The sequence below is a fragment of the Stenotrophomonas sp. AS012628 genome (genome assembly GCF_010608305.1).
In the GTDB taxonomy this organism is placed as follows: Bacteria; Pseudomonadota; Gammaproteobacteria; order Xanthomonadales; family Xanthomonadaceae; genus Stenotrophomonas; species Stenotrophomonas geniculata.
The window spans coordinates 161,641-176,083 of sequence record NZ_VMBJ01000001.1 but is presented as its reverse complement, the minus strand read 5'-3'; the positions used below and the strand labels follow the sequence as shown (position 1 = coordinate 176,083).

Annotated in this window: 17 protein-coding genes; 7 read left to right on the top strand and 10 right to left on the bottom strand. The window is 65.3% G+C overall.

The window, feature by feature from the left end:
- Positions 1-124 precede the first annotated feature (124 nt).
- The 3 genes from G5A07_RS00795 (at position 125) to G5A07_RS00785 (ending at position 2,952) form a co-directional block, all read left to right on the top strand.
- Positions 125-1,354: a hypothetical protein gene (locus tag G5A07_RS00795; RefSeq protein ID WP_191862364.1), complete on the top strand. Its 1,230-nt coding sequence runs from the start codon at positions 125-127 to the stop codon at positions 1,352-1,354.
- 770 nt (positions 1,355-2,124) lie between these two features.
- Entirely contained in the window at positions 2,125-2,481 is a 357-nt protein-coding gene (locus G5A07_RS00790) for a hypothetical protein (RefSeq protein ID WP_044570193.1), read from the top strand.
- A complete protein-coding gene (locus G5A07_RS00785; RefSeq protein ID WP_111190986.1) occupies positions 2,482-2,952 on the top strand; it encodes a hypothetical protein in 471 nt (156 codons plus the stop codon).
- A 104-nt stretch (positions 2,953-3,056) separates the two neighbouring features.
- Here G5A07_RS00785 and G5A07_RS00780 read toward each other — a convergent pair whose 3' ends face one another.
- From G5A07_RS00780 to G5A07_RS00735, 10 genes are all read right to left on the bottom strand, one after another.
- A complete protein-coding gene (locus G5A07_RS00780) occupies positions 3,057-3,683 on the bottom strand; it encodes a nucleotidyltransferase family protein (protein ID WP_191862363.1) in 627 nt (208 codons plus the stop codon).
- Positions 3,659-4,720, bottom strand: a complete 1,062-nt coding sequence (locus tag G5A07_RS00775; RefSeq protein WP_191862361.1) for an XdhC/CoxI family protein — start codon at positions 4,718-4,720, stop codon at positions 3,659-3,661. Before G5A07_RS00775 ends, G5A07_RS00780 begins: the two co-directional genes overlap by 25 nt.
- 9 nt (positions 4,721-4,729) lie before the next feature.
- Positions 4,730-6,934, bottom strand: a complete 2,205-nt coding sequence (gene paoC / locus G5A07_RS00770; protein WP_191862360.1) for an aldehyde oxidoreductase molybdenum-binding subunit PaoC — start codon at positions 6,932-6,934, stop codon at positions 4,730-4,732.
- Positions 6,934-7,884: a xanthine dehydrogenase family protein subunit M gene (locus G5A07_RS00765; RefSeq protein ID WP_049433730.1), complete on the bottom strand. Its 951-nt coding sequence runs from the start codon at positions 7,882-7,884 to the stop codon at positions 6,934-6,936. Before G5A07_RS00765 ends, paoC begins: the two co-directional genes overlap by 1 nt.
- Complete coding sequence (gene paoA / locus G5A07_RS00760) at positions 7,881-8,528, bottom strand: aldehyde dehydrogenase iron-sulfur subunit PaoA (protein ID WP_165711272.1); 648 nt, start codon at positions 8,526-8,528, stop codon at positions 7,881-7,883. Before paoA ends, G5A07_RS00765 begins: the two co-directional genes overlap by 4 nt.
- 268 nt (positions 8,529-8,796) lie before the next feature.
- Positions 8,797-9,528 (bottom strand): hypothetical protein, encoded by a 732-nt coding sequence (locus tag G5A07_RS00755; protein WP_191862358.1) that lies wholly within the window; start codon positions 9,526-9,528, stop codon positions 8,797-8,799.
- 128 nt (positions 9,529-9,656) lie between these two features.
- Positions 9,657-10,172: an Ohr family peroxiredoxin gene (locus tag G5A07_RS00750; RefSeq protein WP_012480266.1), complete on the bottom strand. Its 516-nt coding sequence runs from the start codon at positions 10,170-10,172 to the stop codon at positions 9,657-9,659.
- 47 nt (positions 10,173-10,219) lie between these two features.
- On the bottom strand, positions 10,220-10,987 hold the full coding sequence (locus G5A07_RS00745; RefSeq protein WP_191862356.1) for an SDR family oxidoreductase: 768 nt from the start codon (positions 10,985-10,987) through the stop codon (positions 10,220-10,222).
- Positions 10,988-11,113: 126 nt separating this feature from the next.
- Positions 11,114-12,145: a LysR family transcriptional regulator gene (locus G5A07_RS00740; RefSeq protein ID WP_191862355.1), complete on the bottom strand. Its 1,032-nt coding sequence runs from the start codon at positions 12,143-12,145 to the stop codon at positions 11,114-11,116.
- Positions 12,142-12,450, bottom strand: coding sequence for a sigma factor-like helix-turn-helix DNA-binding protein (locus G5A07_RS00735; protein ID WP_191862353.1), 309 nt, complete (start codon positions 12,448-12,450; stop codon positions 12,142-12,144). Before G5A07_RS00735 ends, G5A07_RS00740 begins: the two co-directional genes overlap by 4 nt.
- A gap of 89 nt (positions 12,451-12,539) precedes the next feature.
- Between G5A07_RS00735 and G5A07_RS22360 the strand changes: the two genes are divergently transcribed.
- From G5A07_RS22360 to G5A07_RS00720, 4 genes are all read left to right on the top strand, one after another.
- Entirely contained in the window at positions 12,540-12,731 is a 192-nt protein-coding gene (locus G5A07_RS22360; protein ID WP_262405771.1) for a carboxymuconolactone decarboxylase family protein, read from the top strand.
- A 114-nt stretch (positions 12,732-12,845) separates the two neighbouring features.
- Positions 12,846-13,019: a hypothetical protein gene (locus G5A07_RS22355; protein ID WP_262405770.1), complete on the top strand. Its 174-nt coding sequence runs from the start codon at positions 12,846-12,848 to the stop codon at positions 13,017-13,019.
- 55 nt (positions 13,020-13,074) lie between these two features.
- Entirely contained in the window at positions 13,075-13,479 is a 405-nt protein-coding gene (locus G5A07_RS00725) for a cupin domain-containing protein (RefSeq protein WP_125436986.1), read from the top strand.
- 75 nt (positions 13,480-13,554) lie between these two features.
- Positions 13,555-14,436, top strand: coding sequence for an RNA polymerase sigma-70 factor (locus G5A07_RS00720; protein ID WP_143994483.1), 882 nt, complete (start codon positions 13,555-13,557; stop codon positions 14,434-14,436).
- The last annotated feature ends 7 nt before the right edge of the window (positions 14,437-14,443 follow it).

The window sequence follows — 14,443 nt, the reverse complement described above, 5'->3', positions numbered from 1 at the left end:
GGGTTACCGATGCCGAGAATAGCGTCGGACTACTACTGCTCTACTTCGATATTCCGCCCAATAACGGGGCAAGTTTGGCTGTGCATCTCTTTAATTATTTTCGATAGCATCTTTGAGGATTTGAATGGCGACCTTTCTAGAAGTGATGCGGGATAGACTGATCGGATTTGGCTTCAAATGTGAGATTGCGGACGCGGCGATCAAGGTCGAAGTGCCTGGAGAATTAGATGCTAGGGGGCAGCAGGCAATTAATCTTATTCGCGAAGATGAATCAATAGAGCAGTCGTATCAAAAGTATTTGCGCGTTCGGAGCAAGGCGTTCGATCCAGAAAAACTCCAGTTGACAGTTAACAATTCCGTTGAAGTCATGCTTAGCCGGCTAGATCCACCCTACGGCCCTCCAGGAGATTCGATCGAATTCATAGGGGGTGGCGGCGAAGCAGTTCTTATTGCAGAACCTTCCGACTTCTACCTTATTGAGCAGTTTTTTGCTCCATCCTATGATGCCTACTTTGAAAGGCGCATCAGAAAGGCGTTGGGGCGAAGGTACTATACGCGGATCGTTCGTCGCCTTCTGCCATATTCATACTCTAGAACTGCGAAGTACACGCATCCCGGCAGGAAACAGCCATCGGATTTGATGGATCGTGCCATTCGAGCAATCGACGCCTGTCTATTCAAGCTTTCAGTAGATAGCCGAATAAGCTACAGCATATTCCTGCCGCGCGATCCCTTTGCGGTGGTGACTCCAGAGCGAATCGTCGATAGAAAAATTCCGAGAGCGTCATATGAAGCTGCGCCAGTGATCTATTACAAGCTTGGGCAAGCGTCCACGCTGCCAAGCCAAGCATTTCTATCTTACTACCATGTTCTGGAGTTTTACTTCCACAGGGTTGCGGAGAAGCGTCTCCACCATCAACTGGCTTCAATGTTGAACGATACCAACTTCAGAACGGAATCTCGATCGCTCGATAGGGTCATTTCGCTAATTCGTGGCGGCTATCAGCGAAGCGATGAGACGGAACTGCTTAGGGCGGTCATCGATCATTTCATTCCGGAGCCGGATCTTCTTGAGTTCCTTAAACAGGTGGAACAGAGCTCAGGCTCCTCTTCCTACTTCAAGAAGGTCAAAGCTTTTGGCAAGGAACTGCAGATCGTCAACCATCCAGGGCAGGCGATAGGGACTGCGGCGAAAACCATTAAGGAAATTCGAAATGCGATCGTCCACTCGAGTGATAACTACAAGCGAGACGAATGCCACATTCCTTTGACGGAGACTGAGGCTGTCATCGGAAGGTTCATACCTGTGGTGCAGTTCCTTGCGGAGCGAGTGATCTTTGGATCCGCGAGCTGAACTGAGCCGCACATACGAAGCCGGTGCGCTTAGAAGCTCGGCGGGTAAGCCGGTGTCTCTGGGAACGTCCCCAAGGGGCGTTCCCCGACCTCAATGAGCGCATGCGGTGACTGCTCACGCGTGCCTGATGGCTCAGACTGAGCGACATTCCAGGTTGGATCATCCCGACGCGGATCCACCCCCTGCCGGGGCGCCCGATAGGGATTGTAGGCCGGGCCGTCGCGCGCGATCGCCACACTCCCCCACATAGTCAACAAGCATACCGAGGGACGTCAGGAAGTAGGACGAAGGGAGCGTTGAAGGGCTACTGACGCCTGCCAGCCTTTGGTAATCCTGTCGCATCCGCCTCGCCCATGGTATCGCCGGGCGGATGCCGACAGTCCGTAGGCCTGCACCATTGGCATCGCCGATAGCTTTGCAGCGCAAGGCTCCAGCCTCATTGCGCTGCATACAACGATTCTGAAAATGTTGAAAGTGGTGACGGCATCGGCCTTACTGCCTTGGCATCTCGCATGGGCGGGCGTATTTCTTTCCCTGCCACCAATGCATCGGTGGACGGGGCTCGAAATCCCGGTAACGCGACTGTAGTTTGCGCTTGCCAGCCGGCACCACCGCGCGTGGTGCCGGCTGGCAATCCGTCGGCCGGCTATGGCGGGCGGTGCGTGGGGGCCTTGTGCCCACCGGGCCAAGTCGCGTACCGGATTTCGAGCCACGCATCGTCCGCCACCTTTATCGGTGGCGGCTTCTGCATGCACGCAAGGAGCTCCGCCATGACCCAGCCCCACTCCCCTGCCCCGCACCCGATCCACGACGTGCCTGCGAATGGCCCTGCGCTGGACCCGAACACCCTCATCGCCCTGCTGCACAGCATCGGCGCCGGTGCCGCCTCCGATGGCCAGCCCTGGCCGGAACGCCATCAGATGCCCGGTCGACGCATCGCCCTGGCGGATACCGACTGCTCGCTGGCGGGTCTTCGCGTGGTGCTGGAGATCCTGCTGGCCGCGCAGCGCGCCCGCGAGAACGGCGAGCTGGAGCAGTACGTTGGCCCGCGCGTGATGGAAGGGCTGATCATGGCCGGAATCGGCCTTACTGCACACGCCAGTACGCGACTGCATCCGGAGGGCTGAGTGGCCTGGTGGCGCTGGGCGGCCACCGCGCTCTGTCTTGTGGTGGTGGTTGCGGCACAGACGCAGTGGCCGGCGCCGCCGGTGCCCTCGCCTGTCGCGTTCCAAAGCATCAACGATGATCGATTCTCACAACTGCGCCGCCAAGCCGTGCAGTTCGTGGAGGCTCGGCCACGACAGGGCTTCCAGTTCGTTGAGCGGCATCGAGATGCCGCGTTCCAGGTTCATTGCCGAGGCATACCCGTGCTGTGGCTGGAGAGGCGCCCGCAACATCTGCTGTTGCAGGTCTCACTGGACGCGAAGCTGCGGGCGCCTGCCGTTGTGCGGTTGCGGGCGCTCCTCCAATGGCAGTTGGAGCCGTTGGATTACCTGGAGCAGGTACTGGCTGGCGTGCCGGAACCTGTTCTGTTGGATCGGGTGCTGCAGATTCTTGCTGGTGATGTGCCTGATGGGGCGCGATGTGGCGTGCCGTAGTCGAGCATGGCCCGACTCTACAGGGTTGCGGGCAGCGAGGGTTCGGGCTGCAGCTCTGCCGCTCGTCACCTGCGCGACAGGCATTGGCCCAGTGATCATGCGGGTCACCCCTCGGCATCGATCCAGCCCGCATCGCGCGCACGCGCAAGATCTTCTGGCGTATCGATATCCAGGCCCAGTTCCGGTGCCTGTAGGACATGCACCGTATCGACAGGAAGTTGCCGCAGGCGCGCTCCGAAGCCGCGGTCACCGGTTGCACGCGCAGCGTTGAACCATGCACGCGGCACCACTGCAGGAACGCCAAGCGCATTTCCGTGGCGGGTGCCCGCGCACCCTGACGCCGAGACGCTGGCACCCGAAAGCAGCGCCTGCAGATGGGAGCGCTCGATTGCGGGCTGGTCGCATGCCACGACCATCACCGCGGTCACCGTGGGCAGCAGGCGTGCGCCGGCAACCTGCAGACTGCTCGCCAGGCCGCGTTCCCAGTGGTGGTTGGTTACCGGAGTGGCCTCCAGCCCGGCAATGCTGGATGTCACGGCCTGTGCGTTCGCGCCGACCACGACCAGTACCTGCGCTGGCGCGAGCTCCCATGCCAACCGCACCACGCGATGTACCAGGGTCTCGCCCTGCCGGGTCAGAAGCTGCTTGGGCTGGCCAAGTCGGGTGCTCCCGCCGGCAGCCAGCACGACAACCGCATGCGCGTCAGTCACCTGCCGTGCGCGCTTCGCCATTGCTGCAGCTGCGCGGCGATGCTGAGCGAAATCGCCTCTGGCCCTCGGCCGCCGATGTCCAGGCCGACAGGTGATCGAAGTCTCGGGGAAAGGCGGTGGCGCTGTTCCGGTGTCAGCAGCTTGAACAGGTCCTCGCGCCTTCGCCGCGGACCCAGCAGTCCAATGAACATAACTTTGGTATCAGCCAGGGCCACCAGCGCCTCCCGGTCCAGTTCGAAATCGTGATGCATCACCAGTACCGCGTCGCACGGGTCGCCATGAAGGGCCTCGGCCGGGCTGGTCTGAAGATGCGCATCCGCGCACTGCCCGGCTGAGGCCCAGCGCGCTCGCCGTTCGGCCACGCTGACCCGCCACCCCAGGCCGCGCAGCAACGGAACCAGGAAGGGCGTTTCGGGACCGCCCCCCAACACCAGGGCCCGCGGAAGACGGGGCAACGGCAACCGCCATGCGCCCTCGCCAAAGGATTGCGCCCCCTCCATCGGATGCAGCTGCCATGCCTGCTCGCGATGGCCGGCGCGGAAGACGACCTGGCCCGACGTACGAAGGTCGCGCTGGAGTGACACGCCCTCGCGCAGCCAGACCTCGATGACGTCGTCGATGCCGGCCATGGCACGCAATGGCAGGAGCGCAATCCGCAGCCGGCCGCGGCACCCGAGCGCGGACCCACTCAACAGATCGTCGTCACTGCGGGTGTCGATCTCGATCCAGTCGACCCGCCCTGCCGCGCTCACCTGCTCCGCGCGTCGCGCGAGCTCCGGCTCCAGGCATCCGCCGCTGAGCCAGCCGACCTGGCTGCCGTTGCAGAACAGCACCATGTCGCCGGCACCGGCGTAAGTGGAGCCATCGGTTTCCAGCACCAGCGCGAGCACGGCGTGCTCCCCCGCGCGCATGCGCGTCAAGGCCGTATCGAGCACGCCGCGCGGGCTGCCTTCGGTGAGGAAGCTCGGCGGTGCGGACAGGTCCTCGGCAAGATCGCCGGGCTCCCCTCCGCCTGCAGCGGAGGCCTCCAGAGTGGTCGAGGCTGCGGGACGGTCCATGCGCAAGGGTCAGCCCACGTCGGGCAAGCCGGGCAACAGCTTGTCCAGGGTAATGGGATAGTTGCGCACGCGCACGCCGGTTGCGTTGTAGATCGCATTGGCGATCGCGGCGCCAACCCCGCAGATGCCCAGTTCACCCACACCCTTGGCCTTCATCGGCGAGATCACCGGATCCAGCGTGTCGAGGAAGACCACTTCCTGGTACGGGATGTCGGCATGCACGGGAACCTCGTAGCCGGCCAGGTCGTGGTTGATGAACAAGCCCAGCCGTTTGTCGACCACCAGCTCCTCCATCAGGGTCGCGCCCGCACCCATCACCATCCCGCCGATGACCTGGCTGCGTGCAGACAGCGGATTGAGGATCCGGCCGCCATCGCATACGGCAAGCATGCGGCGAATGCGCGTCTCTCCCGTGTAGGCATGCACGGCGACCTCGCAGAAATGCCCTGCATAGGTGCCGACGTCGTAGCCTTGCTTGAAGTCGCCGAAGGCAATGCCGTCCTCCGCCGACAGTGCCCCCGCCTCCGCCAGCTTGATGGTCCGCCCACCCGCCTGGATGCGGCCATTGGCGAAGTCTGCGGTGTCGCCGTCGAAGCCGAGTTTCTCGCCGACCTTGCGGCGCAGGCTGACGCACGCCGCGTACACGCCTGCGGTCGAGCTTGCCGCGCCCCACTGGCCGCCGGAACCGGCGGAGGCCGGATGACGGGAGTCGCCGAGGGTCACCTGGACCCGCTCCAGCGGCACGCCCATGGTCTCGGCCGCCGTCTGCGCGATGATCGTGTAGGAGCCGGTGCCGATGTCGGTCATGTCGGTCTCGACAATCACTCCGCCCTGACCGTCAAGCCGCACCCGCGCCGCCGACTTCATCGTCGGTGCGCCGCGATAGCCCGCAGACACGCCCATGCCGACCAGCCAGTGTCCTTCCCTGACCTGCGCCGGCCTGGGGTTGCGCTTGTTCCAGTTGAAGCGCTCCGCGCCTTCGCGCAGGCAGCGCACCAGGTTGCGGTCGGAGAACTTCTTGGACGGATCGCCGGGCACCACCTCGGGCTCGTTGAGGATGCGGAACGCGATCGGGTCGAGGCCCAGCTTCTCGGCCATTTCATCCATCGCCACTTCCAGCGCCATGTGGCCCGGTGCTTCGCCCGGTGCGCGCATCGCATTGCCTTCGGGCATGTCGAGCGTGGCGATGTAGTTGGCCACCAGGCGGTTGGCGCCCGCATAGAGCTTGGGCGTCTGCAGGGTGCCGTTTTCGCCATCCTCGCCGTTGATGTTGCCCGACCAGTTCTCGTGGGCGATGGCGGAGATCCGGCCATCCTTTCCGCAGCCGATCCGCACGCGCTGGAGGGTGGCGTGCCGGTGCGTGGTGTTGTTGGGCATCAACGGGCGTTGCAGCGCGATCTTCACCGGTCGCCCGACCTGCTTGGCCGCCAACGCGGCCAGCACCGCGTCGGCCCGGATGAACAGCTTGCCGCCGAAGCCGCCGCCGATATAGGGCGAGTCCACGCGCACCTTGGCAGGATCGATGCCGAGGATCGCCGCCATGCCCTGCCTGGCCCAGTCGATCATCTGGTTCGCCGTCCACAACGTGAGCGTGTCACCCTCCCAGGCGGCGATGGTGGCGTGCGGCTCCATCATCGAATGACTTTCGTCGGAGGTGTGGTAAGTCTCGTCGAGCTTGACCGCCGCGCTCGCGTAAGCGGTGTCGAAATCGCCCAACGCCTGCCGGTCGGGCTTGCCGTCACGCCCCTTTGCCAGCGGCGCGGACGGTGCCAGGGCCGGGAAATCGAAGCGGCCCTTGCCGCGCTCGTAGCGGGTGCGGATCAGCGCCGCGGCGGCGCGGGCCTGCTCGAAGGTCTCTGCCACCACGCAGGCGATGGCCTGATGGTAGTGGGCCACCTCGGCTCCGCCGAACAACGGTGCATTGTTCCAGTTCGATGTGCCGACCGGCTTGGTTTCCGGTGCGGTGATGACCGCCAGTACGCCAGGCGCGGCACGTGCGCGGGACGCATCCATCGAAATGATGCGCCCTTTGCCGATGCCCGCGCCGACGATGTAGCCGTAGGCCTGGTTCGGCGCCACGTCATGGCGCTCGTAGGCATAGGGAGCGGTGCCGGTGGTCTTGCGTGGACCGTCGATGCGCGGCGTCGACTTGCCGACGACCTTGGCCTTGTCGAACAGGTTGTCGCCGGCGGGGGCGTTGAATTCAAGGGGCATCAGCGCTCTCCTTCCACCAGCACCGCTGCGAGGGTGCGCTCTGCGAGCGCGATCTTGAACGCGTTCTCCGGCGTCGGACGGGCACCGGCGAACACCTGCCGGGTCGCGGCCTTCACGCCGTCGCGCAGCAGGGGTTCGGCTGCCTCGACGCGCCACGGCTTCGGCGCGACCCCACCGAAGGCGAACCGCGCCGAGCCGTCACGCTGCACGACCGCGGCGACCGACACCAGTGCGAACGCATAGGACGCGCGGTCCCGTACCTTGTGGTACACGTGCCGACCGCCCAGGGGTTCTGGCAGCGTGACGTGGGTGATCAGCTCACCGCGCTGCAGCACGTTGTCCTGCTGCGGCCTGTCGCCGGGGGAACGATGGAAATCGGCAATCGGGATGCTGCGCGTACTTCCGTCACCCCTGACGGTCTGGATCGAGGCGTCCAGCACCCGCAGGGCCACCGCCATGTCGCCCGGATAGGTCGCGATGCAGCTGTCCGAGGTGCCGATCACGCCCATCTGCCGGGAGAACCCCTCGAGTGCGCCGCAGCCGGATCCGGGCAGGCGCTTGTTGCAGGGCAGATTGGGGTCGTAGAAATACGGGCAGCGCGTGCGCTGCAGCAGGTTGCCGCCGGTGGTGGCTTTGTTGCGCAACTGCCCGGAGGCGCCTGCCACGATCGCGCGGGTCAGCACCGCGTAGTCGCGGCGCACGCGCTCATGCGAGGCCAGCGCGGTATTGGTGACCAGCGTGCCGATGCGCAGGCCACCCTCGTCGGTGGGTTCGATCCTGTCCAGGCCGATGTCCTGCACATCGACCAGGTGCGCTGGCGTCTCGACCTCCAGCTTCATCAGGTCGAGCAGGTTGGTCCCTCCGGCCAGGAACTTCGCGCCCTCGGTACCGGCGACGGCCTTGGCGGCCTCGGCCGGGGATTTCGCGCGTTCGTAACTGAAGGCCCTCATGCGCGCCTCCCTGCAGAGGTCACGCCAGCGACCTCTGCCATCGCCTCGGCAATGTTGGAATAGGCGCCGCAGCGGCAGAGGTTGCCGCTCATGCGTTCGCGCATTTCCATGTTGGTGGCCCGGGGCCGTGCGCTGACGTCCGCCTGTACATGGCTGGGCACACCCCGCTTGATCTCGTCCAGGACCGCCACCGCCGAACAGATCTGCCCCGGCGTGCAATACCCGCACTGGTAGCCATCATGCTTGATGAAAGCGGCCTGCATCGGATGCAGGTCATCGGGAGTTCCGAGGCCTTCGATGGTGGTGATGGCATCGCCCTGGTGCTGCACCGCCAGGCTGAGGCAGGCATTGATGCGCTCACCGTTGACCAGCACGGTACAGGCACCGCATTGACCGTGGTCGCAGCCCTTTTTCGTTCCGGTCAGCTTCAGATGTTCGCGCAGGGCATCGAGCAGCGTGGTCCGGGTGTCCAGTTCAAGTTCCCGCCGCTCGCCGTTCACGTTCAACGCCACCGTGCTGATGACCGGCGGCCTGGGCGGCGGGGGCGCCGCCAGTTCGGCGGCGAGCGAGGAGGCCCCCGGTGCGGCGGACATCGCCACGGTCGTGACGCCGCCGGCGATCACCTGGCGACGCGTCAACTTCATTCCTTCATCACAACTTGGCACAGTGACCTCCTGGCGTTCGGGAAAATCCCGTGGCTGGATGGACGCGCTCACACTACCGAAGGGCTACTATGCCCCTCTGCGGGGTACAGACCTGTGAAGTCGGCGAAATGTGCGAACATGATGCAGCAAGCCCGAAGAAATCGGCTGCATCCAGCCACAGCGCGGCACTCTTGAGCCATGCGTATGCCTCACTGGATGACTCACAGTCCTGTTTGTCCCTCAGCATGAGGAACATGATGGCCCGACGCTACAAAGGCGTTCGCTGGGAGGGCTCGGGTTCGTGGATGGAGCCCTCCAACAAGGCAACGTAGGTATCAAGCCTGGTGCGAAGGCCGATCAGCATCCAGCCCAGCAGGTACAGCAGCACCATGGCGAAGATCAGTAGTGCACCCAGCGGGCCAACATCGAAAGCGCCCGCCCAGTCGCCCCATTTCCATCCGCGGAACTGCAGGTAGAGGGCAATCAACAGCGGGAATGGTCCCAGCCGCTGCAGGCCGCCATACATCATGCCCATGCGCTCAATCATGTTTGTGCGCAAGGTGCTGACGAACTTGAGTCGCCGCTCGCGCTGGACGCGCGGGAATCCGCGAAGCTCGGTCACCACCGCTTGCCAGTGAGCGAAGTCTTCATCCATCTCCCGGGCGTGCGAGAGCCGCGGCTGGCTGAACTGGCGAATGCCCCTGCGGGCGGCCAGTACGCCACCGACAATGAACCCTCCTACTTCGATTGCCAGGCAGGCAACAACCACCTGGAGCACTACCCCAAGAGGCAACCATCGATCCGGAAGCTGACCCATGAGAATGCCGATGATCGCCGCACCCACGCCGATGCGAAACGCCCACGTCTCCACCCTGCCCGCCTTGGGGTAGATGCTGTGCTCAACCAGTCCCTGCACCGGCTGGTAGAGCCAGTGGAATGTCAGTTCCTGCGAATCGGTCTTTGCCGGCGGATCGAATCCGCCCCCTGCCTGCATGTCCATTGCATCCCCTGCCCCACCGGCCAGGTTGCCGGCGCCACCATCGTAGCCGAGCGGGGTTGTGGCGGAATACGGCCTAGCCGTGTAATCGTCAGGGCCAGGACCTTCCCGGAGTCGAGCACGGCTCGATTCTACAGAGGCGGAGCCTGCGGGCCGACCCGAACATGCACCACATGGCTGACGCCGCGATGGAACATCTTGGCGTACGGGCAGACGCGTTCGGTGTTGCGAACGAGTTCGCAGGCCAGGTTCTCATCCATGCCGGGAAGATGTACCACGATCTCGGCCGACAGCAGGTACAGCCCATCTGCCGGATCACGGGCGAAGGTGACCGCCACTTCGATGCTGGGGTTGTGCAGCAGCAGGCCGGCACGCGCGGCCACCAGCACCATGGCACCGTGGAAGCAGCCAGCGTAGCTTGCGGCCAGCAGCTGCTCGGGATTGGCGCCGCCGCCAGGCCCGCCGAGTTCCGGCGGCAGGCGCAGGTCCACCGCCAGTGCACCGTCGTCCGACCGCACGACGCCGGACGCCCGCCCGTGCTGGGCCTGGCCACCGCTCACCCGCACGCGGCCGGTGTACAGCGGCTTCACGTCGTCGCCCTGGTAACGGTCCAGCATGGCGGGCGAAGGAGGCTTCAGCTCGGTCATTGCGCGGCTCCATCAAGCGCAGCTGCGGCAGGCGATCGATTCGCCGCTCAGGCAGGCTGCCGCTGCAACAGGCCGGACTGCTGCAGCCAGGCGTCGAAATCGACCTGCCCCAGCCACGCGTGTCCGACCGGCACCAGCGTGTCGATCTGCAGCGGCGCGCCGAAGTACAGCGCCTGGGCATCCGCAACGACCTGCCGGGAATCACCCGTCAGTTGCAGATACTGCCTGGCCAGATCCGCCATCGCGCTACGCTGCGGCCCGGCGATTTCCAGCACGCCATTGGCCGGCGGCTGCTGCGCGATGCGTGCCACCGCTTCGGCAACATCCTCGGCGGCAATCGGCTGCACGTCGGCGGCCGGCAGCCGCAGGGTCTCCCCATCGCCGGCGGACTGGATGATGCCCGGCAGGAACTCGAAGAACTGCGTGGAATGGATGATGGTGTACGGCAGGCCCGAGTCGCGGATCAGGCGCTCCTGGGCGATCTTGCCGCGGAAATAGCCACTGGCTGCCAGCATGTCGGTGCCTACGACGGAAAGCGCAACGTGGTGATGTACGCCGGCACGGAAAGCGGCCGCAAGTATGTTGTGGCCAGCGGTCACGAAGAACGAAAGCACTGCCGCATCTTCGAACGAGGGCGAGTTGGCAAGGTCCACCACCACGTCGACGCCGTCCATGGCGGCATCCAGACCTTCACCGGTCAGCACATCCACCCCGGTCGAGGGTGCTGCCACCACGATCTCATGCCCGGCTACGCGCAGGCGTTCCACCACCTTGCTGCCGATGCGGCCGGTACCACCGATGACGAGGAACTTCATTGCGTATCTCCTGGTATGTAGAGGGGCTGCCGGGTGTGGCCGGGCGCAGGCATCGTAGGTGGCGCGGGCGCGAGGCAGTAGGTCCGTGACCGGCCGCGCACTGTTACCCGGCACGCACCAGTACGCTCAGGCCCAGGCAGGCTGTGCGCCTGGCTTCAGAGGGGTGGCCTGCTGGCGTGCTTCCCAGTGCGAGATCACATCCAGTTCGAGCGCGCGTACCCGCTGCGTGCTGAAGTCGATGAAGGCCCGCACGCGCTTGGGCAGCTGGCGGCGGCTGAGGTAGCACAGGTAGTGGCCACGATCGAGCGGCGCATGCCGATCCAGGCAGGTCACCACCCTGCCCGCCCACAGCGCTTCACGCACCTGATAGCTGGGCAGCTGGGCGACTCCGAGCCCGTCGATGACGGCCTGCAGGGCCAGGTCGGCATCGTTGAACACCAGTGCGGCCGGCGGCTGAAGGTGTACTTCGGCACCGTCGACACGGAATTCCCAGGGCTGCATGCGTCCGCCCGGCAGGCGCCGCCCGATGCAGTCATGCGTGGACAGCGCATCCACCGACGCGGGTAGGCCGTGCGCCTGCACGTACGCAGGTGATGCACATACGACCAGCTGCATCGGCACCAGCTGCTTGGCGATCACCTGGCTGTCTTCCAGCAGGCCATCGCGAAACGCCACGTCGATGCGGTCACCGGCCAGGTCGGGGGCCTGCTCGTCCAGCAGCAGCTCCACGGATACCTGCGGGTACTCGGCACGGAAGGCTGCCAGCAGAGGGGCAATCACCCGCCGGCCGAAGCCGTGGCTGGCACTGATGCGCAGGTGCCCGCGCGGCGGGCCCTCGCGCAGGTCGCGCATTTCCTCCAGCGCCTGCAGGATGCAGGTCACGCCCGGGTTGCAGCCCTCCAGGAACAGCTCGCCTTCCCGGGTGAGCGTGGTCGAGCGCGTGGTGCGCAGGAACAACCGCACGCCCAGCTGGCTTTCCAGCTTCTGCACGCTGCGGCTGACGGCCGAGCGGCCGATGCCGAGGCGGTCGGCCGCGCGCGCGAAACTGCCCTCGGACGCCACTGCAATGAAGGCCAGCACACCGGCGTAGCTGGTGGAGAAGGACGCATTGAGCGCATCGTGGCCGTCACTGGCCGCGCGGGGCGTTGCGGCATTCATGGGTGGCCTGGCTCCAGGCGGGCACGTTGTGCGTGCAGGTGGCTCCGCGCCAGCGCCAACCGTTGCCTGCACGTGGAAGGGTCGAGCCCCAGCAGGGGCACGATGTCCTCGAATCCGGCGCCCAGCACGTCGTGCAACAGCAGGATCGCGCGTGCGTCGGGCGGCAGTTCGCGCAATGCGGCGAGGAAGGCCTGCCAGACCTGTTCGCTGGCAGGGCGCGATGCGGTGCGCACGTGCGATGAGGTGTCCATGCCCGGCAGACGGCCGAGCATCGGCCGCTGTGACAGGACATTGGTGTTTTTCATGCAACAGCGTGCGGCCCGGCCCCCGCCTACCGGCGTTGCGAATGCAGGCCTAGCCTCGCTGTGCCCTTCACACGCTACAGGAACACACCATGACCGCACGCCTGGATTACGCCGCGCAATCCCCCGAACTGTTCAAGAAGCTCGGCCTGTACTCGCATGCCGCCCACACCGCCTCGATCGAAGGGGCCATCATTGATCTGGTCAACATCCGTGCATCGCAGCTCAACGGCTGTGGCTTCTGCCTGGACATGCACGTGAAGGAGGCCACCCTGCGTGGTTAGCGCCCGCTGCGCCTGCATCACCTGGCGGCATGGCGTGAATCAACGCTGTTCAGCCCGCGCGAGCGCGCCTGCCTGGCCTGGACCGAAGTACTGACCCAGCTGCCGGCGCAGGGGGTGCCCGACGAGCTGTACGCGCGCGTGCGCGGCCAGCTGTCCGATCAGGAAATGGTCGACCTCACCCACGCGGTGATGGCGATCAACGCCTGGAACCGTGCCAATGTCGCCTTCCGTACCACGCCCGGCACCCTGGATACGGCCTTTGGCCTGGACAAGGCCGGCCTGGCCTGACCCTTCCGCCGCTGCCCCATGCAGCGGCCCTCCTCCACCGCTTTGGAGACCTGCCATGCGTCGCTCTGTTCTGGTCCTGTTTGCGCTGCTGCCACTGTGCGGCGCTGCCGCCACCCCGCCCTCTCCTGCGCCCCAGCCCTTGGTGCGCGAGGTGATGACCCGCGCCCTGCCGGAGCAGCCCGGCAAGGAAGCGCTGATCCTTACCGTGGAGTACCCGCCGGGTGGTGCTGATCCTGTCCACCGCCACGATGCCCATGGCTTCGTCTACGTCCTGGAAGGACGGATCGTGATGGGTGTGGCCGGCGGCAAGGAGGTCACCCTTGGCCCGGGCGAGGCCTTCCATGAGGGCCCGGCCGATCTGCACACCGTAGGCCGCAACGCCAGCGCTACCGAGCCGGCGAAGTTCGTGGTGTTCCTGATCAAGGACATCGGCAAGCCGGCGGTGCTGCCGCCGCACTGATCGCACGTCCGGCGCTGGCACCAACGACAGGTTCCCGGGTGTCACAATCCGGGGACCTGTCCCGTCTACGCTGGCATGGACGAATCCACTGCGCTGTTCTCACGCCTCCGCCCACGCCTGTTCGGCGTGGCCTACCGCATGCTTGGGTCTTCGCACGAAGCCGAAGACGTGGTGCAGGATGTCTGGCTGCGCTGGCATGGCGCCGACCAGTCACAGATCGAGAATCCGGAAGCCTGGCTGGTGGCGGCCACCACCCGTCGCGCCATTGATGGCCTGCGCCTGGCACGGCATGCGCGCGAACACTATGTGGGCATGTGGTTGCCCGAGCCGCTGCTGACCGATGACGCCGCCACGCCCGAGTACGTGCTGGAAACCGCCAGCGATCTGTCGGTCGCCTTCCTCAGTGTGCTGGAACGGTTGGCCCCGGATGCACGTGCGGCCTTCCTGCTGCACGATGTGTTCGATCAGGATTACGCAGTGGTCGCGCGCACACTGGACAAGACGGAAGCCGCCTGCCGGCAGATCGTGCATCGCGCACGCCGTCAGCTCAGGCAGGAGCGCCCGCGCTACAACGTCCCGCAGGACGTGCACCAGAAACTGCTGCGCCGCTTCGCCGAGGCTGCATCCAGTGGAGATTTCCGCACGATGAAGGCGTTGATGGCCGAATCGGCCGAGCTGGTGGGTGACGGCGGCGGTATCGTCACCAGCTTTCCCGGGCCTTTGCTCGGCGGCACACGCATTGCCCAGCTGCTGTATGCCCCGCACCTGCGGCGCAGCGCGCAATTGCGGATGGTACCGGCCATGCTCAACGGACGGTTGGGACTGCTGCGCTATTTCGATGGCGTGCTGGAGGCGGCGATGGCCTTCGAGACCGATGGCGAACGGATCACGCAGATCCTGGTGCAGCGCAACCCGCACAAGCTGCAGCGGTTGGCTCGCCCTACCGCCATCCAGTAGTTTCACG